Source organism: Sinorhizobium kostiense, assembly GCF_017874595.1.
In the GTDB taxonomy this organism is placed as follows: domain Bacteria; phylum Pseudomonadota; class Alphaproteobacteria; order Rhizobiales; family Rhizobiaceae; genus Sinorhizobium; species Sinorhizobium kostiense.
Genome location: NZ_JAGILA010000010.1, coordinates 98,279 through 120,183, shown reverse-complemented (window position 1 = coordinate 120,183; position 21,905 = coordinate 98,279). Strand labels below are relative to the sequence as shown.

General features: G+C 58.2%; 16 protein-coding genes. 10 read left to right on the top strand and 6 right to left on the bottom strand.

Annotated elements, in window-relative coordinates:
* Positions 1–17: 17 nt before the first annotated feature.
* The 4 genes from J2Z31_RS26715 to J2Z31_RS26700 all read right to left on the bottom strand — a co-directional run bounded on the left by J2Z31_RS26715 (position 18) and on the right by J2Z31_RS26700 (position 3,176).
* Positions 18–869, bottom strand: coding sequence for an electron transfer flavoprotein subunit beta/FixA family protein (locus J2Z31_RS26715; RefSeq protein ID WP_209606389.1), 852 nt, complete (start codon positions 867–869; stop codon positions 18–20).
* A 181-nt stretch (positions 870–1,050) separates the two neighbouring features.
* On the bottom strand, positions 1,051–1,434 hold the full coding sequence (gene nifW, locus J2Z31_RS26710; protein WP_209606387.1) for a nitrogenase stabilizing/protective protein NifW: 384 nt from the start codon (positions 1,432–1,434) through the stop codon (positions 1,051–1,053).
* A gap of 127 nt (positions 1,435–1,561) precedes the next feature.
* Entirely contained in the window at positions 1,562–2,737 is a 1,176-nt protein-coding gene (gene nifS / locus J2Z31_RS26705; protein ID WP_209606386.1) for a cysteine desulfurase NifS, read from the bottom strand.
* 118 nt (positions 2,738–2,855) lie between these two features.
* Complete coding sequence (locus tag J2Z31_RS26700; RefSeq protein WP_209606384.1) at positions 2,856–3,176, bottom strand: iron-sulfur cluster assembly accessory protein; 321 nt, start codon at positions 3,174–3,176, stop codon at positions 2,856–2,858.
* Positions 3,177–3,957: 781 nt separating this feature from the next.
* On the opposite strand from J2Z31_RS26700, the gene J2Z31_RS26695 reads away from it, so the two are divergent.
* The 3 genes from J2Z31_RS26695 (at position 3,958) to J2Z31_RS26685 (ending at position 8,167) form a co-directional block, all read left to right on the top strand.
* Positions 3,958–4,896: a DMT family transporter gene (locus J2Z31_RS26695; RefSeq protein ID WP_209606382.1), complete on the top strand. Its 939-nt coding sequence runs from the start codon at positions 3,958–3,960 to the stop codon at positions 4,894–4,896.
* Complete coding sequence (locus J2Z31_RS26690; protein WP_209606380.1) at positions 4,896–6,698, top strand: IlvD/Edd family dehydratase; 1,803 nt, start codon at positions 4,896–4,898, stop codon at positions 6,696–6,698. The genes J2Z31_RS26695 and J2Z31_RS26690 overlap by 1 nt, the downstream gene beginning before the upstream one ends.
* A 95-nt stretch (positions 6,699–6,793) precedes the next feature.
* Positions 6,794–8,167, top strand: a complete 1,374-nt coding sequence (locus J2Z31_RS26685; RefSeq protein ID WP_209606379.1) for a glutathionylspermidine synthase family protein — start codon at positions 6,794–6,796, stop codon at positions 8,165–8,167.
* Positions 8,168–9,154: 987 nt separating this feature from the next.
* On the opposite strand, the gene J2Z31_RS26680 is transcribed toward J2Z31_RS26685, so the two are convergent.
* Both J2Z31_RS26680 and J2Z31_RS26675 read right to left on the bottom strand, forming a co-directional pair.
* Positions 9,155–11,497, bottom strand: coding sequence for a S9 family peptidase (locus tag J2Z31_RS26680; RefSeq protein ID WP_209606377.1), 2,343 nt, complete (start codon positions 11,495–11,497; stop codon positions 9,155–9,157).
* Positions 11,498–11,793: 296 nt separating this feature from the next.
* Entirely contained in the window at positions 11,794–12,375 is a 582-nt protein-coding gene (locus J2Z31_RS26675; protein ID WP_209606540.1) for a peroxiredoxin, read from the bottom strand.
* A gap of 675 nt (positions 12,376–13,050) precedes the next feature.
* Here J2Z31_RS26675 and J2Z31_RS26670 point away from each other — a divergent pair.
* The 7 genes from J2Z31_RS26670 (at position 13,051) to nifH (ending at position 21,835) form a co-directional block, all read left to right on the top strand.
* On the top strand, positions 13,051–13,668 hold the full coding sequence (locus J2Z31_RS26670) for a nitrogen fixation protein NifQ (RefSeq protein ID WP_408022064.1): 618 nt from the start codon (positions 13,051–13,053) through the stop codon (positions 13,666–13,668).
* Between the two features lie 112 nt (positions 13,669–13,780).
* A complete protein-coding gene (locus J2Z31_RS26665) occupies positions 13,781–15,103 on the top strand; it encodes a dicarboxylate/amino acid:cation symporter (RefSeq protein ID WP_209606373.1) in 1,323 nt (440 codons plus the stop codon).
* A 27-nt stretch (positions 15,104–15,130) separates the two neighbouring features.
* Positions 15,131–16,348: a cytochrome P450 gene (locus tag J2Z31_RS26660; protein ID WP_209606371.1), complete on the top strand. Its 1,218-nt coding sequence runs from the start codon at positions 15,131–15,133 to the stop codon at positions 16,346–16,348.
* 486 nt (positions 16,349–16,834) lie between these two features.
* The gene (locus J2Z31_RS26655) at positions 16,835–17,410 is read left to right on the top strand and encodes a nuclear transport factor 2 family protein (RefSeq protein WP_209606538.1); all 576 of its coding nucleotides are present in this window, start codon (positions 16,835–16,837) and stop codon (positions 17,408–17,410) included.
* Positions 17,407–19,119: an SDR family oxidoreductase gene (locus J2Z31_RS26650; protein WP_209606369.1), complete on the top strand. Its 1,713-nt coding sequence runs from the start codon at positions 17,407–17,409 to the stop codon at positions 19,117–19,119. Before J2Z31_RS26655 ends, J2Z31_RS26650 begins: the two co-directional genes overlap by 4 nt.
* 173 nt (positions 19,120–19,292) lie before the next feature.
* Entirely contained in the window at positions 19,293–20,348 is a 1,056-nt protein-coding gene (locus tag J2Z31_RS26645) for an LLM class flavin-dependent oxidoreductase (RefSeq protein WP_209606367.1), read from the top strand.
* 593 nt (positions 20,349–20,941) lie between these two features.
* The gene (gene nifH / locus J2Z31_RS26640; RefSeq protein WP_028002403.1) at positions 20,942–21,835 is read left to right on the top strand and encodes a nitrogenase iron protein; all 894 of its coding nucleotides are present in this window, start codon (positions 20,942–20,944) and stop codon (positions 21,833–21,835) included.
* The last annotated feature ends 70 nt before the right edge of the window (positions 21,836–21,905 follow it).

Below are 21,905 nucleotides of genomic sequence, written 5' to 3'. Positions count from 1 at the left end.
AGTCTGCTCCTATCTGCTCACGCGCTACCAGTAGAGGAGAGCTCGTGTTCCAGCGCCGGCTGGTGGGTGAAAATGGAAGTGACCAGTTCGTCAGCTACGTCGCGCACCGTCTTTTCGGTGGTGTCGATTTGCGCCGCCTTTTCCGCTCGTGGAGTAGGGGCGAAGACCCGCTTAACCACTGTCGGTGAGCCGCGCAGCCCGCATTTGGTGATGTCTTCGATACCGGCTTCCGCCGCATTCCACTTGACGATCTCGCTGCGCGCGGCGCGCAAGGCGTCTTCAAGTGAGCCGCGGCGGATGGAAGCGGTGCCTTCTAGCATCGTGATGAGGCAAGGCAACTCGCTCTTCAGGACCTGCGTGCCGCCTTCCGAGCGACGCTCGACCGTGATTGTGCGCGCGCTGAGCTCAATGGAAGCGATTTTTGCGACATAGGTCAGCTGCACCAAGTTCAGGCGCTTGGCTATTCCAGGGCCGACCTGGGCTGTGTCGCCGTCGATCGTCTGCTTGCCCGTGAAGACGATATCGGGCGTGCCAAAGCTGTTGCCGATCTGCGCTATTGCCTGAGAAAGAGCGAACGAAGTCGCCAACGTGTCGGAGCCGGCAAAGTGACGGTCAGTCAGGAGTACCGCGCGGTCTGCGCCATAAGTGAGCGCCTTGCGCAGTGCGTCCTCTGCCATTGGCGGACCCATGGTGAGCACCGTCACTTCACCGCCATGGTAGTCACGCACTTTGAGAGCCTCTTCGAGAGCAAACAGGTCGTAAGGGTTGATAATGGTCGGCACGCCCTGGCGCATGATCGTGTTCGTCACCGGATGGACGCGTATCTGCGCTGAGTCCGGTACCTGCTTAATACAAACTACGATGTGCATGGGTCTCTTTAGCTCCGATCGCATGTTGTGCATGGCGGTTTTGTCTCTTCAAAGCACCAACCATGCCAACCTCATGATTTTTGGTAACCACTGGATTTCTGAGGGTTGTTCGTTTTCCGAACAATCGAACCTCTGGCAGCTTTGTCGGAAAGGGGACATAATGGTGCGTCGTAAACCAGACTCATTTGTCGCTTCCGAATGACTTCAGGACAGATTTCAACGGTACAAAGGTCTGGCCTGGCGCCGCAGTTCTAGCGGGGTCGCGTTGCTCAAGCACCCTGAACACCCGATGTGAAAGCGGCGAAGAGGTCGCAAAATCGGCGTAGGCGCGCTCGAGCGCATCGCGCGCACGGGCGACGGACGCACGGGCGCTATGATCGGAAATGTCCTCCTCCGCCAGATACTGTCCCATGCGCTTCATGATGTGGAGCCTTGAGACATCGAGCACCTGCGGCTCATAGGAAACGCCAAGGGTCTCGAAGAAATCCTCGGCAGCCGACAAGCTCTTTAGCCGTGCGACAATGTCGGTGACACCACCGGAGAGGGCCTCGCGATCACAAACCATTGCATTCTCCTATAATCCCAAACTACGAGTTGGCCCCGGCTTTTGCAGGACCGTGAACCCGCCGGCAGGCCTTCTCCATTTGTGTCCATACAAAGAATAGATGGACGCGGTCGCTGATTGTTCATCCTCAGCTTTTCGCCCACCAGACAGGAGCCGGATACGAACCCTGCAATTTCTTCACGATTCCGGGTATGACCTGGAGTACCTGATCAACATCCTCCTCGCAGTTGAATCGTGAAAAGGAGAAGCGCACTGCTCCGATTGCTGCAGTGGAAGGTATGTTCATGGCCTCTAGAACATGGCTCTGCATCTGGAAACCGGAGTTACAGGCGGAGCCGGAGGAGCAAGCTACGCCGATGCGGTTGAGCAGCAACTGTATAGCTTCGCCGACAGTCCCACCGAAGGTGACGCTTGTGGTATTTGGTAACCGCGCCAGCGGATCGCCATTGACGGAGGTCTTGGGGATACGCTCAAGAAGTCCTTTCTCCAATCGGTCGCGAAGCGATTTTACTCGTGTGTTTTCTTCATCCATACACTCCAAAGCAAGTTCGGCCGCCTTGCCTAAACCCACTATCCCGGGAGTGTTCTCTGTGCCCGCCCGTCGGTCGCGCTCCTGGTGTCCCCCCTTGAGGAGTGCGTGAAAAGGTACGCCGCTTTTTATGTAGAGGGCACCGACACCCTTGGGCCCATGGAACTTGTGGCCGGAGACCGACAGCATGTCGATCGCAGTCGATTTCAGGTCCATCGGTAGCTTGCCGACCGCCTGCACTGCGTCGGTGTGGAAAATCGCGCCCACTTTCTTGGCCCCCTCAGCAAGGTGAGCCACAGGGAAGATCGTTCCCGTCTCGTTGTTCGCCCACATAATTGACACGATTGCCACACGGTGGGTGAGGGCCATCCGATAGGCGTCAAGGTCAAGCCGGCCATGTTGATCCACCGGAATCCTGTGCACCTTGATCCCACTTGTTTTCTCAAGGTGCGCGCAGAGCGTCAGCACCGCCGGATGTTCGACCGCTGAAGTGATGATCTCTGTTCGCCCAGGCATCACGCCCAGAGCCGAAAGAATCGCCGTATTGTTGCTTTCGGTCCCGCCCGACGTGAAAATGATCTCATGGTCGAACTTGGCACCGATCAGAGCTTGCAGTTGCTGGCGGGCTGTCTTCATCGCTGCGCTAGCAACGTCGCCAAGGTCGTGCATCGACGAAGGGTTGCCGAAGTGATCCGTAAAGAACGGCAGCATCGCCTGGAGGACTTCGGAATCGACGCGTGTCGTTGCGTTGTTGTCGAGATAGACGCGGTTCAAGGATGCCGCCCTCCGCCTAAGAAATGACGCAGCAAGCCCTCTGAGACCTGAGCATTGCAGCGTCTTGCTTGATTCTTCTCGTGATAACCTCGCATTCTGGTTCCCTCTCTTTCGGCGATCAGCCGAAAGACTTCCCGCAGGCGCAGTTCTCACGTGCGTTGGGATTGTCGAAGATGAATCCGGGGGAATTGACAGCCGTGGTGAAATCCACAGTCATGCCGCCGACATGAGGTTGAGAGTCTGGGTCCAGGAATACTTTAACCCCACCCGCCTCAATGACGGTATCGCCGTCGCGTGGTTCGCTTTCCAAACCTAGGTGGTATTTGAAACCCGAGCAGCCGCCCGCTTGCACTTTGATGCGCAACCCATTCACCGGCTCGGAAGCCTGGGAAAGCGCAAACTTTACTGCGGCAATGGCACTGTCGGTGAGCGTTATCATAAGTTCGTTTCTCCTGGTTCCGAGTTGCTTGCGGACGATGCACCTAGTGTGCCAAGAAGAAAACCGCGCCATATCAATGACTTGCTCGAAACGGCTATGTCGTATGTACGACACAGTCGCAGTCGCGACATTGGCAAGTTGATCTAGCCGAGTTCGTTTGAGGCTCTCCGAATGCGCGGGCATCGAGGTCTATTCCCGGTGTTCGCTTAAACAGCGACGCGGTGCCAGTCGGCTCTTGCTCCATCCCTAGTGCAACAACTCCAGCGCTTCTCCATGCTCTCGGCCAGATCACAAGTGGCGAGGTCAAGGTGCACCTCGGCACAAATAGGAAGAGAACAGCCGAACCTGCGGGCGACCAGATATAATGCGGACGTGTCACCTAGTAGTCACGGCCAAAATCAGCCGGCCGTGCGTTCTCTCCGGCAGCAAATCAGGCGCGCGGACGTCAACGGCAGGTGGGTCCGTCCATGGTCGGCACCATCGACGCCATCCGACACTCATGTCGGCTTTGCCGATTTGGTGACACAGCGCTACTTCACCGAATTTTTCCATGTTTATGCCTAAGTAGCTGAAAATCCGCGCGAGTTGAATTGCTGCTGCCGCCAGTTAAAGTGGCATGAACTTTGAAACTTCCGTTGGACGCAGCGGGAGCTGGTGCCGCCAGTCCATCGATGCTTCTGGGTCGCGCAGATCGCGGCAGGCAGGACATCGACCGTGGCCGTTGTCCCTTCGAAGTGACAGGTTCGGGTGTCGACGGGGTTGCCCACGAGTGAGTCCAATCATGCAAGACAAAAGGCCAGGCTATCTTTATGTCCTTTTGGCGGTGATACTATTTGCCGGTCAGGACGGCTTTTCCAGGCTGCTCGCTGAGAAGTATCCGGCAATTATAGTGACAATGATCCGCTTTTGGGCGTTTGCGGCGTTTGTGACGGTTCTTGCTGCATTCTCTCCGGGGGGCCTGCGAGGCGCCTTATTCACGCCGCGACCAATTCTGCAGTTGCTCCGCGGTGTTCTTCTAGCAAGCAACATCGTTGTCATCGTCTACGCTTACACGATTGCTGGGCTAGCGATGAGCCAGGCCATATACCAAGCGACACCACTGATAGTCACCGTTCTGTCGGTACCGTTACTCGGGGAAAAAGTCGGTTGGCGTCGCGGTGTCGCTGTCGTTGTCGGCTTGGCTGGAGTTCTGGTGCTTCTAAACCCGGTGAACGCTCATTTCGGTATCCAGCTCATGCTTCCCCTGGCTGCTAGTCTTTTGTACGCGCTCTATGGGATCGCCACGCGTGCGGTCAGTCACTATGACTCCGCCGTGACAAGTGTCTTATATGCCGGTATCGGAGGAGCTCTGGCGGCAACATCTGTGGGACTGTTCTATTGGACGCCTATACATATGGCGGACTGGCCTGCAATGACGGCATTGAGCGTTTACGGTGCTCTCAGCCACTTTTTTCTCATCAGGGCTTACGGGCTTCTCAACGCAGGCGAGGTCCAGCCCCTCACGTACCTCCAACTCGTCTTGAGCGTGATTGTGGCGTCCGTCTTTTTTGGTGAAACTGTGACGTGGAACATGGCGGCCGGCGCAGCCATCGTAGTCGGAGCTGGTCTGGTTACAGTTTGGCGAGAATACCGTTTGGGAGTGCGAAGAAGCCATTTGGCAACGATGCCAAATGGTGAGGCTGAGCCACGACAAGAACCAAGACCTGAAAGGTTCACCTGATGGCCGACGCGCTCAACGGCCTAAAGCAGGGACTGACACATTACGGTGATGCCGGCTTCTCGCTGTTCCTGCGAAAAGCTTTCATCAAGGCGATGGGCTATTCGGATAAAGCGCTTGAGCGGCCCGTCATTGGCATCACCGACACGTTTTCCGGTTATAACGCGTGCAACCGATCTGTGCCCGACATTATAGAGGCGGTCAAACGTGGCGTGATGCTGGCGGGCGGATTGCCGATCGAATTTCCCGTTGTTTCGGTGCATGAGGCCTTCTCGCATCCCACCAGTATGTATCTCCGCAACCTCATGGCGATGGATGTTGAAGAATTGGTGCGCGCTCAACCGATGGACGCAGTCGTTCTGATCGGCGGGTGCGACAAGACAGTTCCCGCCTTGCTCATGGGGGCAGCCAGCGTGGACCTGCCCGCGATCCTTACCGTGGCGGGGCCAATGATCACGGGAAGCCATAAGGGCGAGCGCCTCGGCGCCTGCACGGATTGTCGGCGCTTCTGGGGCCAACATCGTGCCGGTCTTTTCGACGAGCTGGAAATAGAGGAGATCGGAAACAAACTTGCTGCTGGGCCTGGCACGTGCATGGTTATGGGGACCGCAAGCACGATGGCCCTTGTCAGCGAGGCCATGGGCATGATGCTGCCCGGTGGTGCGGCCATTCCCGCTGTCCAAGCCGATCGTCTTCGCCATGCCGAGGCAACGGGAGAACGTGCCGTCATGCTGGCATCGGAGAAACTGCGGCCGTCTCAGATCATGACGAAAAACTCCCTTGCGAACGCTCTACGGGTTTTGCAGGCGGTGGGCGGATCGACGAATGCCGTCGTCCATCTCGCGGCTATTGCGGGGCGTCTTGGTTTCGATCTCGATCTCGAAGAACTCGATCAAATCGGAGCAGAAACGCCGGTATTGGTCGACCTGAAACCCTCAGGTCGGTACTACATGGAGGATCTGTTCAAGGCGGGCGGCCTGACCGCCGTACTGCGCGAAATCAACCACCTCATCGATAAAGAATGCATAACCGTTACCGGGAAAACACTCGGAGAAAACATGGCAATGCAGCCTGCCTCGTGGCCGAACGATGTTGTGCGCCCGATTGAAGATCCGGTTCACCGCGGAGGCGGAATCCGTGTTCTGCGCGGTAACCTCGCCCCCAAGGGAGCGATCATCAAGCAGGCAGCAGCCACTCCAGGCTTGTTGAAGCACACCGGCCGCGCGGTTGTTTTCACGTCCCTTGAAGACATGGCGGACCGCATTGATGCACCCGACCTCGATGTGAACGCTGACGATATTCTCGTTTTGCAAAATGCAGGTCCAAAGGGCGGGCCTGGCATGCCTGAGGCCGGCTGTATGCCGATTCCTCGAAAACTTGCCGTCGCCGGCGTCAAGGACATGGTGCGAATTTCGGACGGTCGCATGAGCGGTACAGCGTTTGGAACAGTTGTTCTTCACGTGTCTCCGGAAGCTGCCGTGGGTGGACCCTTATCGCTTGTTCGCAATGGTGACCTGATCCGTCTTGATGTAGAGGAGGGGCTGCTGGAACTGTTGATCGATGAAAGCGAACTCGTGCGACGCCGCTCCGAATGGACGCCTCCTTCGCACACCCATGTCGAGCGCGGATACGCCAAGCTGTATTTCGATGAAGTGCTTCAAGCTGAAGACGGCTGCGATTTCAATTTTCTGCGTGCAAAGCCAAGGGAAGTCCTGTCAGCGACCAGCGGCAGAAACTGCCGCGACCAGCGGCGCCCTACGAACATGGATTCGTCAGCGGCCGGCGGCCGCTCGCTGAGTGGCTGACGGCATAGCTAGCAGAGCTAAACTCGCGCTGGCCCGACAATCTGTCTGGTCGTGCAAACTCAAATACCGATCGGACCACCACATAGGAGCTGATCATGACAATTGCGACGCTGCCCTCAATCAGCGAGGCGGATGCACAAATAGAGCGCCGAGTTTGCGAACTCGCAACTTCGGATCCAGGCTCGATCTGGTGGGGTCAGGACGAATTTTCCGACGCTATTGCAGAGGCGGGCATCCACCTTGAGGGCCGAGCGTATCCCGTATGTCTCCGGCCGCTTGCGATACCCTCCGGTCTGGCAAAACACCTCGGCGCCACCGCTGAAGCCTTGGTCAAGCTTCTCGACGTCGCCGCTGAGCTCTATTGCTGTGATGAAGACATTCAAGATCTATTCCCGGCCTACAGACATTTGCGGCAATGGATCACTCGTCTCCCGGAATATCGGCCCATCGTAAGAATATGCCGACTTGATGGCCTGTTCGGCAGCGACGGCTACTATAAAATACTTGAAACGAATGCCACGACGCCTGGCGGCGTTATTCAGAACGGCCTGGCCGCAAAAATCTGGAGCCGTATACCCAATCCATTGACACGTGGTCTGTCGCTGGACGTGAGCAAGCAGCCCTTCGCGAAGGATCCGAACTGCTTTGTCCAGGAGTTGGTGTCTGCCTATCGAGCCGTGACCGGCACCGAACTCAGAACTGCCGCCGTAGTCAACTATCGCGGGCGATATGCAAATGAAGTGGATTGGATTGTGAGAGGTCTAAGACACGCGGGCGCCAGAGCAGCGTTGGTGGATGTTAGGTCGATCAAGCGAACACCTCGTGGGCTTGTCGGGCCGGACGGCGAAGTGCTTGAGCTTATATACAGTAAACTCGATGCCAGGGACTTCATTGAAGCCAGGGAACATGACGATTACCTAGACGCCTGCGCGGCTCAAGATGTGGTTTCGATAAACCCGTGGATCTCCCAGTGGGTGTTAGCCGACAAGGCGATCCTCGCTGTACTTAGCGACGATCGTTACAGCTCGAACTTTACCGCCGAGCAGATCGAACTGATTGCACGACACGTTCCATGGACTCGTGTTGTTAGACCGGGAGCAACAACTGACCCAGAACGGCATAGGATCGAGCTCATCGGCTACATCCGGCAGAACAAGGCTAATCTTGTTCTTAAGCCCTCTAACGCGAGCCGTGACGAGCATGTGTTGGTTGGCCGTTTCACATCATCCGACGTATGGGAGGAACACATTGACCGGGCCGCCCGCAACCCGTACGTTGTTCAAGAGTACATCAGACCGGGGGAGGTTACGGCTTTGCACGCGCCAAGCCGGTCGATCGAGAAAATGGCGTATGGCATTGACTGCTATGTATTCGGTGGCCGCCTAGCCGGTTTTCAGTCGCGCGCAAGCTTCGATCCCGTGATGAACGTTGGGAGAAGCGGGGTTCTGCTACCGGTCGCTATCGACTAAATTGTCCCACCTCAATACGCCCCGAGACAATCCCCTGCGTAAAGCTATTCCGTCCAGTGATAAAACCGACAGTATACGAGTGATCGCGAAAATTCGGAGGGCCGACAATTGAGGACGGTGTGGTCGCCACGCGCCGAATTCGGAATTTAGGCGGCCAGTATCGTCCTGGACCTGATGGCCGAACTTGGGTGCCTGATCGCCGCCCCATCAGGACATGGATCTGGGGCTTCACAATACTGATCCAAGAGCCTCCTTCACTGTGTGGTCGACCTGTGATTCGACAGAGTAGGGGAAGTACTGAGGGTGATGCCGACGGGATGGAACCGCAGGTTGAGAATGCATTTGTGCGCGGGCTCTTCCACAACCGCGTTCTCAGCATTGGCCCTACCTTTCGGATCATTGCCTGATCGTCGGTTGTCGGGCTCAAAAAGGCCTTCGACATACGACGACGACACTGATTTTAGGCATTGCACCAAGACCGATGATGCGATCCAACGGCTCGGGATATTCACTGGTCCGGCCGACGTCGTGATCATTGTTGCGAGACGTCGGTCCGCGCAGTTGCCCGCCGGCATGATCCGTCCACCAGGCGAGTCATTGCGGTTCATCGAGCACAGGATTGCAGATGTTTGCGCTTGATACCAAATGGTCGATCGCTTGCGGCACCGGAGATCATGGGCATGGCGGCGTTTCATCAGGCGGTGACGTATTGCCCTCAGTGTCGCCGGCATATGGAAGGCGATTATCACGTGCCGGATTGTGAGGCGCGGATTTGTACGGGTCACCGCGCAGATGTGTGTGAACCGGGGAAGCCGCACTTTTGCGGGCGGAGTTGCGACCAACGCGCGCGGATGGTGCCGCTGGCGTGGCGTACGAGACGTTCGCGCTGTCCAGCGGCACCCTCTAAGGCGCTTCATGGCGATTTTGCCTCAGCGTGAGTAGAAGCCCCATGCTCTGCCGATCAATTCCGCTCAGAAGCTGTCGCTGTTAGCGTCGCCACGATTGGTTCTTCGGCAGTTCGAGCGGTATAGCGTTCCAGTTGGGTGGGTTCTGCCCGAGAATGTTGCGAACAAAGAAGTCCAGGAGTTTTCGCTTGCTGTAGGCGCCAGGAGCGTCGTGGTCGGCACCTGGTACATAGACCATTTCGAAATCCTTCCCCGCTTTGATGAGTCGATCGGCAAGCTGAAAGGTGGAGGACGGATCGACATTTTGGTCCATTTCGCCGACAACCAGCATCAGCTTGCCTTGAAGTCTGTAGGCGTTGTCGACGTCGGAGGATTGCTGATATTCAATCCCGACTGGCCAGCCCATCCACAGTTCGTTCCACCACATTTGATTCATCCGGTTGTCGTAGCAACCGCTGTTGGCGACCGCGACCTTATAGAACTCGGGGTGGAAGAGCAGCGCGCTCACTGCATTTTGCCCCCCGGCGGACGCTCCGAAAATTCCAACATTGGAGATGTCGTACCACGAAAACTTCGCGGCCGCCGCCTTGTGCCAAAGGATGCGATCGGGAAAGCCCGCATCCTTCAGATTTTTCCAGATGACGTCGTGGAAGGCGCGCGAGCGGTTGTTGGTGCCCATGCCATCGATCTCAACGACTATGAAGCCTAATTGCGTGAGTGGCTCCACCGACGTGGAGAAGGATTTGGGGACGGAGGAGCCGGTAGGCCCCGCATAGATGTGCTCCACCACCGGGTACTTCTTCTTCGGATCAAAGTTGGCCGGCAGGTGAATGACGCCCCAGATGTCGGTCTTGCCGTCCCGGCCCTTGGAATGGAAACTGACCGGTGGATGCCAGCCAGCGGCGACGAGCTCGGAAATATCGGCGGTCTCGACCTGCATCAGTTTGGCATTGTCGCTGGCGCGGTACAGCACCATGTGCGGAGGCACATCGGTGCGTGACCAGAGATCGACATAATAGCGGCCGTCGGGAGACATCTCGATGTTGTGGTTGCCGCGCTCAGGTGTCACCTCGGTCAACCCCTTGCCGTCGAAGCCAATGCGGTAGGCGTGGACGAAATAGGGGTCCTCCCCCGGGTTCATCCCGCTCGCCTCGAACCAGATCTCACGCTTGACCGGATCGACATAGTCGACTGTGCGGACCACCCAATCACCGCGGGTGATCTGATTCTCGAGCGCCCCCGTCCGGCCGTTGAACAGGTATAGATGTTCGTGACCGTCGCGCTCGGACGCCCAGATGATCTCCTTCCCGTCACCGATATCATAACGGAAGGTCTTTCCGGTATCCTGCTCGTTCCTCACCAGCGGCCGATAGTCGACGAAGGTCTTGCTGGGCTCATCAATCAAGGAGCGCGCGCGGCCATTGGCGCCGTCGACCTCGACCAGACGATAGAGCTGATGGCCGCGCTGGTTATATTCGAAGGTGAAGCCGCGGCTGTCCTCCCACCACCGGAGAGGGGAAAGTTGGAAGGGGTTCGGAAATAACGCATTGTCGATCGTGATCTGACGTCGGCTGGCAATGTCGAACAGTACCGGCTGCGGAAGCGGCAGGACATCACCCGCCTTGGGATAGACTGTTGACGAATACTCGGGTTGGAGTTGGTTCGTCGCAGACGAATTGACATAGCTGACCTCCCGCTTGTAGCCCGGGCGAATGCGGTAAGCCGCGATGTGGCGAGAGTCCGGAGACCAGCTCAGCGTCGAAAAGACGTAGTAATCGCCCTCCGACCCGTCCCAGCTAAGCGGGACATCCTGCGTTCCATCCTTGCTGCGCAGGAAGACATTGTAGTTCTTGATATAGGCGATCCATTTGCCGTCGGGCGACGGGCTCCTCTCCTCGGGATTATTCTGTGCCGGTGGCGTGTAGTTGTACCTGAGCTGCCGAAAGTGCGAAGCGGCTGGGTCCAAGCTGGTGTACGTGCAGGCATAGCTCGCAAGGCTGCAGCCCCAACGGCCCTGTTTAATCAGGAAGTCGAGCCTGCGACCATCGTCCGTCAGGGCGAAACGGGTGAACGGGAGATCGCCGGCCTCATAGCTCTCGCCGCTCGCCTTGTTCAGCGCCGCCGCGAGGCGGACCTGATCGAAGGCCGGCCGCTTCTCTCCCGTGGCGGCATTGACCAGTATGAACTCGTGCCGGCCGTGGGTGGTTCGGCGATAGACGAACTCTTCGCCCTCGTTTGTCCAGAAAAGCTCATCGGGAACATTGACAGCGAGCCGGCCGTAGCGATCGCCGATCGTGAGCGCCCGCTCGAAATCGGCCGGCTCTAGCGGAGAATTCACCGCGCCAGATCCGCTCACCGGCGCCTGGGCGAGTGCCGCTCCCCCTTGAATGCATAGCGCAAGCGTTAAAGCGGCGATCTTGTACATGGTTGTTGATCTCTTCCTTTGTTTATCGACTACCGCAGTCTCGGTATCTCTTAAATTGACGGCGAACGGGAGCGTTGAGCGTCTCCCGCCCCCGCGAGGCAGGGCAGCCGCACATGATGACGGCGTGCCGTTGCAGATATCCAGGAGCGGCGAACCGGGAGGGTTGCAGAGGCCCTAGAACTCCGATTCCCGAGACGCGGGGATCGGTGAGAGTGCGATGGACGAGGGCCGTTTAGTGGCGACCCGACAGCTGCGGGGCTCAAACTCAGCGCCCGGGCTGCAGAACGTTGGGCTGTTCACACCGAAGTATCAAAATCCTGTCGAGGACCGCTTGAGGCGGATGCGGTATTGCGTGTCCTCAGAGTTTCAAGAATGTTCTGCGGAGAAGAGACTGCATAGGGATCAGACTCGCAGTTGTCCGAGAAGCCGTCCTCCTCGAACCATTGCTCCACCACGCCATCATTGACCACGGCAGCGTAGCGCCAAGAGCGCATCCCGAAGCCAAGATTGTCCTTTGCGACCAGCATGCCCATCTTGCGAGTGAATTCGCCGGAACCATCTGGAATAAGCTTGACCTTCTCTACGCCCAACGCCTTGCCCCACGCATTCATCGCGAAGGCATCATTGACTGACAGGCAGTAGACCGACTCGATCCCGGCCTTCCGGAATTCGTCATAAAGCTTCTCAAAATCAGGCAATTGCTGAGTTGAGCAGGTCGGGGTGAACGCACCTGGAAGCGAAAACAGAACGACGCGCTTGCCACTGAAGTAATCGTCGGTTGTTTTGACTTCCCACCGGTATGGATTTGGCCCCTCCACAGTCTCGTCGCGAACGCGCGTGCGAAAGGCAACGAAGGGAATTCTTTTTTTCACGTGCATCAGCATTGCTCCTTCTTCCGTGGGCATCAGCATTGCTCCTCACACAAGAATGGTGCATTCGCCGGCTCAGGATCCTCTTGCGAAACACCGTTACTTGATTGGCAGCTTGTCGGCTACCAACGAGCGGACAGCAAGCGCCGTGCCATTTGACATCCAAGCTGCCACAGGACTGCTTTGTCGCGCGCCATGTTGGTGTGCGCTTATCGGCCATTGGCATTAGCTCCCGGCATACGCACCTTCTAGGGCGTCAAGCCGCCGCGCCATCGCCTCGCGGCCGTTCGCACCTACCAACGCTACCGCCTGCAAAGCCGAAATTTCCGGAGTCTGCCGATCGGCGGTTCAGGATGTCCGGTTAATGAATCCGGCCGCTGCTTTTGGCAGAGAACCGACACCTCATATCGTCCTTGTCGTCTTTCCGACACGGCCGCATTCAACTGCGCCTCCTAGCAGACCTTCATTTAGTCGTTGAATGGCAACCACAAAGTTACTCTTCGGCTCAACAGATTCGATTGGCACGAGTTTTGAAACTTCCCCGGCACGAGGCGGCCAGAATTGCGTGCGGTGAACACCTCGCGGGCGCTCCGGTGTGTGGAACGAAAAGGGAAGGAACGGAATATGTCGAATCTAGCTGAAGTCCGCACTTTGCCGAAAGGCAGAGCAACACTCGGAGTCAGAATGTCCGACCGGCCCGGTTGGCGACAATTGTCTGAACTGCTTGGCCTCGGGCCTTGGCCGCCTGTAGACCTCGAAATGGATTTCGATCAGTACGTGCTTGCGTGTGTCCTCTCGCGTGCACTCGAGGAAATCGATGCCGGCGAGGCAACTGCCACAGAGGCAACAGGCCTCACGCAAGCCGAGCTGCGGGACATTCTGAACGACAGTTTCCCCGCCCCAACTAGTCACGCTTTTCGCTTGGAAGAGGTATGCGATGTGGAGCCCGGCCTGGAGGAGGAACTACTGCGGGATCTGCTGCTTGCACATGCTCGAGCGGGCGATTCGGCAAGCGTACGTTTCGCCAAGATCATAGCCCGCCGTGCCCTGCGGCACGACCATCTCTGGAGGGAGCTTGGTCTTTTCGATCGGGTCGAACTTACCCGACTGCTCGCCACTCATTTCCCAACGCTTGCAGCCGGCAATACCAACAACATGCGATGGAAGCGATACCTTTACCGCAAGCTCTGTGAGGCTGAGGGCTTTTCGCTGTGCACGGCGCCCACTTGCCGGGAATGCAAGGACTTGGAGAGCTGCTTTTGCCCCGAGGAAGGCGAAAATGTTCGCGTGGAGGCCAAGTAGGAGCCGACCTAGAGTTAGGCGCCGCCTACGCCGGCTGTAACCGCTGCGAGGCCTTTTCGCCAATTCATCATGCTCGGTTGACGACACACGCATTCACCATGTGGAGGATATCATGTTGATCGCAGAACATTCCGCGGAGGTCAGCGTCAAGACACCCTTTTATCGCCATCTCTATGTCCAGGTCCTGGCGGCGATCGCCGCAGGCATTCTGCTGGGCCATTTCTATCCCGAGCTCGGCACCCAATTGAAGCCGCTCGGCGACGCTTTCATCAAGCTCGTCAAGATGATCATCGCGCCGGTTATCTTCCTGACGGTCGCGACCGGCATTGCCGGCATGACTGACCTCGCCAAGGTCGGCCGCGTCGCCGGCAAGGCGATGATCTACTTTCTGACCTTCTCGACGCTGGCGCTCGTGGTCGGCCTGATGATCGCGAATGTGGTGCAGCCAGGCGCCGGCATGCATATCGACCCGGCTTCGCTCGATGCGAAGGCGGTCACGAGCTATGCCGAGAAGGCCCATGAGCAGTCGGTTACGGGCTTCTTGATAAACGTCATCCCGACGACGCTGGCCGGTGCTTTCGCCGAAGGCGACATCCTGCAGGTGCTGTTCATCTCAGTGCTCTTCGGCATTTCGCTCGCTACGGCCGGCAAGAAGGCCGAGCCCGTCGTTGACTTCCTGCAGGCGCTGACGCTGCCGATCTTCCGGCTTGTCGCGATCCTCATGAAGGCCGCTCCGATCGGCGCCTTCGGCGCCATGGCTTTCACCATCGGCAAGTACGGCATCGCCTCGATCGCCAACCTCGCCATGCTGATCGGCACCTTCTACCTGACCTCGTTCCTGTTCGTGTTCGTCGTGCTCGGCGCGGTGGCGCGCTACAACGGCTTCTCGATCATCTCGCTCATCCGCTACATCAAGGAGGAGTTGCTGCTCGTGCTCGGCACCTCGTCCTCGGAAGCCGCGCTGCCGGGTCTCATGAACAAGATGGAGAAGGCGGGTTGCAAGCGTTCGGTGGTCGGCCTCGTCATCCCGACCGGCTATTCCTTCAACCTCGACGGCACCAACATCTACATGACGCTTGCCGCGCTCTTCATCGCTCAGGCAACCGACACGCCGCTCTCCTACGGCGACCAGATCCTTCTCCTGCTCGTCGCCATGCTGAGCTCCAAGGGTGCGGCCGGCATCACCGGCGCCGGCTTCATCACGCTCGCTGCCACTCTCTCGGTCGTTCCATCCGTCCCGGTCGCCGGGATGGCGCTGATCCTCGGCATCGACCGCTTCATGTCGGAATGCCGGGCGCTCACCAACTTGATCGGCAATGCGGTTGCAACGGTTGTGGTGGCCAAATGGGAAGGCGAGCTGGATCAGGCGCAGCTTGCAACCGCCCTTGCAGGCAAGGCGACGATCCAGACCGTGCCGGCGTCCGGGCGCAGTTGATGAGTGTTTGACAGAAGGAGACAGCGAGTGAAGACCAACCCCATTCCAGATCATGTTCCGCCCGGACTGGTGCGCGACTTTAGTCTTTTCACCTCGCCTGGCATGGCGCCGACGCCTAACGGGGATCCGCATGCTGCCGTGGCTTGCGCTCATGACGGCCCACCTATCTTTTACTCTCCTGACAACACGCGCGACGGACGAGGCACCTGGGTCATCACACGCGCGAGAGACCAGCGCCGGGTGCTGCGGGATACAGAGACCTTTTCCAGCCATCGCAGCATCTTCGCCTCCGCACTGGGCGAACACTGGCCGGTCATCCCGCTCGAACTGGATCCACCGGCCCATAGCGTGTTTCGTGCACTGCTAGAACCTCTGTTCTCGTCCAAGCGGGTGATGGCGCTGGAGCCGACTATCCGCGACGGAGCAGGCGCGCTGATCGACGGCATAGCGAGAGAGAAAACCAGCTGTGACGTCATGAAGGATTTTGCCGTGCCCTTCACGGTCAGCGTCTTCCTTAGCTTTCTGGGGCTTTCGCAGAGGCGCTCCGAAGTCTTTGTCGGCTGGGTAAGCGATTTGCTCCACGGCAACGCGGACACGCGAACGGCAGCAGCCCGATCGATCGTGGCCTTCATTGACGAAGTTGCAGCCAGGCGCCGCAAGACACCAGCTGTCGATTTCATGACCTTCGTCGTGCAGGCGGAAATTGAGGGCCGCTCCTTAACAGAAGAGGAAGTCCGTGGCATCGGTGTGCTTTTCTTGGTCGCGGGACTCGACACGGTCGCAGCCGCCATAGCCTTTGACTTGGCCTATCTTGCACGCAATCCAAAGGACCAGGAGTTGTTGCGGAATGAACCGGATCGGGTCGCGCTCGCCGCTGAAGAGTTGCTGCGCGCCTATTCAACCGTTCAGATGATCCGCGTGGCCACGAAGGACATCGAGTTCGAAGGCGTGCCGATCCGCAAGGGTGATTATGTTTCTTGCGCCACGATGATTGCTAATCGCGATCCCGATGAATTCGAGTGCCCCAACACTATCGATCTGGCCCGACACGATAACCACCACACCGCCTTTGGCTATGGTCCGCACCTTTGCCTCGGAGCGCACCTTGCACGGCGAGAAATTGTCATCGGCCTACGTGAATGGTTGGCGCGCATCCCAGCTTTCCGCATCAAGGAAGGCACGGCGCCGATTACCAATGGCGGTCACGTATTCGGGATTAAAGATCTCGTTCTGACTTGGGACTGATCGGGGCCTGGCCAGTACGCAGAAGTGCATGGCTCAAAACGCCACATCGTCTCGGTGACTTCCTCAACAATCAGCGGGCTTGAAGGGCCTTAGGACTGTCGCCTTTGTCGGTCTTACGACACAGGCTTGTTTTGACCCTTGAGCTAAGTAGCTGAACAGGAACTGTAAAATTCAGTTTTGGCCTATCGGCCAAATTGGCATGAACTTTGAACCAGCCCCATTGGGCGGCGGCGGCAGGCTGCCAGGTGAGCACACGCCTGCAGCCTCGAAATGTTCGAGTGCCACTTCAAAGTGGACCGTCGTAAACGAAAGGAAAAACAAGATGACAAAGACCGTAGAAGAGCCCTTTTGGGGAAATCTCGAAAACTCCGTTTTCCGATCCTGGCGGCCCGAGGGCGAGCATGGCGCGACGGATGCGCGAATCCTTGCCGATAAAGCGTGCTCCCTGGACGCGCTTCATAGATGTTCAGAACCTCTATAGAGCCAATGAATCAAACAAGCATAACTCAACTCTTCGACCGAGAAGCAATCCGCGACTGTCTCTATCGCTACTGTCGAGGAATCGACCGGGCAGATGAGGCTGCTTTGCGCAGCTGCTATTGGCCGGATGCCCGTGACAATCACGGGAGTTACTCCGGCTCTGCCGGTGGGTTCATTCAGTTTGCGCTTAGCCACTTCAAGACCCAGCCGCGCAACATCCACCAGCTTGCAAACATAATGATCGAGTTCCTGGGCCCGGCAGAGGCCGTCGTCGAGAGCTACTTCACCGCGCTGCAGCGCGGTCCCCACGAGTCAGGCGAGATGAAGCAGGTGCTCCTGTGCGGACGCTACTGTGATCTGTTTCAGAAACGGGAAGGGGAGTGGCGCATCGCCGAACGCACTGTGGTCTATGATTGGATCGAAGAACAGAGGCCTCCGACATCCTCGGAAACAGAGCGGTTCGGTCTTCGCCAGCCGATTGGGGCACCGTATCCGAATGATCCCGTCTACGAACTTTCGAAGCGCACTCCTCGGAAAAATCATTCAAAGAACCCGATTGCCAGTGGAGAAGAAGAACTATGATACGACGCTACGCTCCGTTTCCTACCGCCAGCGCCTGTGCGGTGAGGACGCGCCTTGACGATTGCTCGGTTCAGTCGGGACGGGTCATCATCGTCACAGGTGCCGCAGGGGGTATCGGCCGTGCACTGGTCGATACTTTCGCTACGAATGGAGACACTGTCGTCGCGGTGGACCTCCCGGGCAGCGGCATTATTGAACTGGGCCGTGATCTCGGCCAGCCCCACCTCGGCCTTGAGCTGGACGTGTCGCGAGAGGACGATGTCGTCGCATTCCATACCCTTCTCGCGGAACGCTTCTCGCACATTGGAGTGCTTGTCAATAATGCAGGGATAGGGCCTACCATGGCTGCGACCGCCGATACTCCTGTCGAAGATTTTCAACGCGCTCTAGCAGTAAACCTCATTGGGCCGTATTCGGTGGCGTGCGAAGCCGCGAAGCTGATGAAACCTGGCGCCGCCATCGTCAATGTCGCTTCGATGGCCGGCCTCCTTGGCAACCCGAAGCGCAATGGCTACGCCGCTTCGAAAGCTGCTCTGATCTCAATCACGAAATCGCTGGCGTGCGCATGGGCTTCGCGAGGCATCCGCGTGACAGCGGTAGCGCCAGGTTACGTTCGCACGCCGATGGTCGCGGAACTAGAGCGAGCTGGCAAGGTCGACGTCGGCGCAATAAGGCGCCGCGTACCAATCGGCCGTCTGGCTCGTCCCGACGAGATCGCGCGGGCTGTGCGTTTTCTGGCCAGCGAACAGGCAGGTTACATCACCGGATCGACGCTTGTGGTCGATGGTGGCTGGATGTCATTCAACCAGCCGGGTGGTGCGTACCCGGCGCGGCGTGGGGCGCCCGGAGCAGAGCTATCACGCCCGATCGAAGGCACCGATGCGCGAACGGTAGTCGTCATGGGCGGCGCTAAAGGCATAGGCGCGGCCATCGCTCGCCGCTTTGCCGCGAACGGCGACACGGTCGTGATCGCTGATGGAGACGGTGGTGCAGCGGCAAAGCTCGCTGACTTGCTCGGTGACAAGCACCTGTCAAAATGCGTGGACAGGACGGTCGAGAGCGAGGTCGTGGCGCTCTTCCAAGAATTGCGGGAGCGCTTCGGCCACATCGACGTCTTCGTCAACGGTGCTGGCATGAATGACACACTCGTCTCCGATATTGATGAGGTGCCTGCAGACCTCAAAGACATTCTCGATGTCAATCTTACTGGTGCCTTCACCTGCGTGCGCGAGGCCGCAGTGTCGATGCGACCTGGCAGCGTAATCCTGAATCTCGGGTCAAGTTGCAGCCCCTTACCTCTCGCGACGAGTCATGCCCGCGGCGCATACAATGCTGGCATAGACATGCTTACCCGGTGCATGGCGGCCGAATTCGGGCCTCTTGGGATCCGGACAGCCACGGTCGCTCCAGGTCACATCCGCGCGTCTGACGGCATCCAGTCGGAAACGACAACCGGTATGGACCAGACATGGCTCGGTGAGGGGATCCCTTTGGGCAGGGTTGGGGACCCGGCAGAAGTCGCCGAAGCTGCCTACTTTCTGGCCTCGTCTGATGCCTCCTACATCAGCGGCTCGATCCTGCACGTGGACGGAGGCTGGACCGCGTCCAGAGACGCGGGATGCCCCAGCGAACTCGATGGGACGATTTCCGCGGAGAATAAGTGGCGTCGGCGAGCGGCGAGGCGACTGGGTTTGGCGACTCGAAGCTGAGAATTTCCACGTTTCAGCTGTGGCGCTCTGGCGCAATCAGGCCCAGCTACCAGTCGTTTCGTCGATGATGGGAGCATGCTCGTGAATCGAGGCCGTTCCAAGCACTAGATGCGCGGACTGACCGCCCGGCCAATCACGAGCTGCACGTCCCTATCCGCAAACAAGGAGACACCATGGAGTTCGCAACCTTTATTCTGGCCGCCCAGCGCGGCTATCACCAATCTCCCGATAGCGTCATCCGCAACTCAATAGAGCAGACCACTCTTTCGGAGCAGGCTGGTTTCAGCACAGCTTGGTTCGCCGAGCACCACTTCAACAACTACAGCCTCGTCCCGTCGCCCTTGCTGATGGTAGCCCACTGTGCCGGATTGACGAGTTCCATTCGCCTCGGCACCGCAGTCTGCGTGCTGCCGCTCTATCAACCGCAGCGCCTGCTAGCAGAAATCGGCTTTGCAGACATCGTTGCCAACGGGCGACTCGAACTCGGCGTTGGTTCCGGATATCAGCAGTTCGAATTCGACCGCTTCGGCGTCGATATAGATGAGGCGCCGGCCGTCTTTTCAGAATACCTCGACATCTTGCTCAAGGGTCTAAAGCAAAAGATATTCTCCCACAGCGGTCACTACATGCAGATACCCCCAACGGCGATTTCGGTGCGCACCCTGCAAAAGCCGACGCCGCCCATCTGGATTGCTACCGCGTCCCCTAAAACTGCCGCCCGAGCCTATCGTGAGGGACACAACCTTTTCGTCACAGCCTTCCATGACGGCTTGGAAACTCTGGGCGTGCTGCGCGGCATCATTGAGACCGCTGCCGCATCCGAGGGCAAGAAGGTCCGCGACGCCAAGATATCGCTGCTGCGCTGCTGCTATGCCAGCGATGATAGCGCGGAAATCAACAGCTACCTCGATAACGCCCGCTTCCAGCGCCGGCTGTCCGAGGCACTGCATCAGCGTCGGCAACAGAGTCAGGACGGCTACCTGTTGGAGGAGACGCCGACGCATCAGGATCTGTCGTTCGATACCATGCGCAAGAACCTGCCGATCGGCAGCATCAATCGCGTGATTGATCGCCTTCTGGAGGAGATCGAAGTCTTGAAGCCGGATCAGATTGCAATTCAGACCCAGTTGGGGGATTTGAACCAAAAGACGATGCTGCGCCAGATAGAGCTCTGGGGAGACAGGATCATCCCAGCAGTACAGAAGTCTCTTGGGCAGGCGGAGGCTTGAAGTTGTACGCTTCCTGACCTCAGGTCAGCTCACTTCCCTCGAGGTCATCGGAGTGCCGGCAAGCACAAGCGGTCGGCACAGATGTCGGCACACATTACAGCGAACTCTTCGTGAAGCGCTGGCTCGTCGATCATCACAGTTCGCATAAACATTCACACGACGGACAAGCAGGGTTCAGGCCGCAGTACTCATGTGAGCTCCGATGCCGCCCAAATGAGTCGCGATATTGATTTGGTGCGGGGGGAAAAAGCCGTCTGAACCAAACTTGTCGGATGGCTGGCACTTCGAGCTGACAATGCCTCCGAGAAGAGCCTTCGGCAGGATCATCTTGTCGGATTCGCAACGTGTGAGAGGCAACGCTTGTACGACAATTTGTGGCTACAATTGTCGGTTCCGAGACAAGACCTGCTTTGTGATGAGGGTGATCTCGTTTCGATCTAAGCAGCTGAGAAATAAGGAAAATCAGCCTCTGGTCTGTCCACTGCGCCGAGTTGGCATGGGTTTTGTAACCATTCTGCCGCAGGCGGCGGAAGCTGCCGGCGGCATCACGTTGCGGGCAACCGCGATGGTTCGAACCAGCGAAGGAAAGCAACATGGCAGGTCTGCGTCAAATCGCATTTTACGGGAAGGGTGGTATCGGTAAGTCCACCACCTCACAAAATACGCTCGCCGCTCTTGTCGACCTCGGGCAGAAGATCCTCATCGTGGGCTGCGACCCCAAGGCCGACTCCACCCGCCTCATCCTGAACTCGAAGGCGCAGGACACGGTACTGCATCTCGCGGCAAAGGAGGGTTCGGTGGAAGACCTCGAGGTCGAGGATGTGCTGAAGGTCGGTTACAAAGGCATCAAATGCGTGGAGTCCGGTGGCCCCGAGCCGGGCGTCGGTTGCGCCGGACGCGGTGTGATCACGTCGATCAACTTCCTGGAAGAAAACGGCGCCTACGACGATGTCGACTACGTCTCCTATGACGTGCTCGGCGACGTGGTGTGCGGCGGCTTCGCAATGCCGATCCGCGAGAATAAGGCCCAGGAAATCTACATCGTAATGTCCGGTGAGATGATGGCGCTGTATGCCGCCAACAACATCGCCAAGGGGATCCTGAAATATGCCCACTCGGGCGGCGTGCGGCTCGGCGGTCTGATTTGCAATGAGCGCCAGACGGACCGCGAACTCGATCTCGCCGAGGCACTGGCGGCCAAGCTCAATTCCAAGCTCATCCACTTCGTGCCACGAGACAACATCGTCCAGCATGCCGAGCTCAGGAAGATGACGGTTATCCAGTATGCGCCGGAGTCCAAACAGGCGGCGGAGTATCGCGCGCTAGCTGAGAAGATCCATGCCAATTCGGGTCAAGGCACCATCCCGACCCCGATCACCATGGAGGAATTGGAAGACATGCTGCTCGACTTCGGCATCATGAAGACCGACGAGCAGATGCTTGCAGAACTCCAGGCCAAGGAAGCGGCGGTAGCAGCTGCCCAGTGACTGCAGCCGCAGAAGTGTCCGGAACTGAACCGGCGCAACATCCCACCAACGGTGCCTCTTCCTGGAGGCA

Coding starts and splice junctions, on each gene's coding strand:
- nifW (WP_209606387.1), bottom strand. CDS start 1,434: ATGGTTTGTGATCGCGAGGCCCTCTCCGGTGGTGTCACCGACATTGTC.
- J2Z31_RS26650 (WP_209606369.1), top strand. CDS start 17,407: ATGATACGACGCTACGCTCCGTTTCCTACCGCCAGCGCCTGTGCGGTG.
- J2Z31_RS26645 (WP_209606367.1), top strand. CDS start 19,293: ATGGAGTTCGCAACCTTTATTCTGGCCGCCCAGCGCGGCTATCACCAA.
- nifH (WP_028002403.1), top strand. CDS start 20,942: ATGGCAGGTCTGCGTCAAATCGCATTTTACGGGAAGGGTGGTATCGGT.
- J2Z31_RS26700 (WP_209606384.1), bottom strand. CDS start 3,176: ATGATAACGCTCACCGACAGTGCCATTGCCGCAGTAAAGTTTGCGCTT.
- J2Z31_RS26680 (WP_209606377.1), bottom strand. CDS start 11,497: ATGTACAAGATCGCCGCTTTAACGCTTGCGCTATGCATTCAAGGGGGA.
- J2Z31_RS26690 (WP_209606380.1), top strand. CDS start 4,896: ATGGCCGACGCGCTCAACGGCCTAAAGCAGGGACTGACACATTACGGT.
- J2Z31_RS26685 (WP_209606379.1), top strand. CDS start 6,794: ATGACAATTGCGACGCTGCCCTCAATCAGCGAGGCGGATGCACAAATA.
- J2Z31_RS26655 (WP_209606538.1), top strand. CDS start 16,835: ATGAATCAAACAAGCATAACTCAACTCTTCGACCGAGAAGCAATCCGC.
- J2Z31_RS26670 (WP_408022064.1), top strand. CDS start 13,051: ATGTCCGACCGGCCCGGTTGGCGACAATTGTCTGAACTGCTTGGCCTC.
- J2Z31_RS26675 (WP_209606540.1), bottom strand. CDS start 12,375: ATGCACGTGAAAAAAAGAATTCCCTTCGTTGCCTTTCGCACGCGCGTT.
- J2Z31_RS26665 (WP_209606373.1), top strand. CDS start 13,781: ATGTTGATCGCAGAACATTCCGCGGAGGTCAGCGTCAAGACACCCTTT.
- J2Z31_RS26695 (WP_209606382.1), top strand. CDS start 3,958: ATGCAAGACAAAAGGCCAGGCTATCTTTATGTCCTTTTGGCGGTGATA.
- J2Z31_RS26715 (WP_209606389.1), bottom strand. CDS start 869: ATGCACATCGTAGTTTGTATTAAGCAGGTACCGGACTCAGCGCAGATA.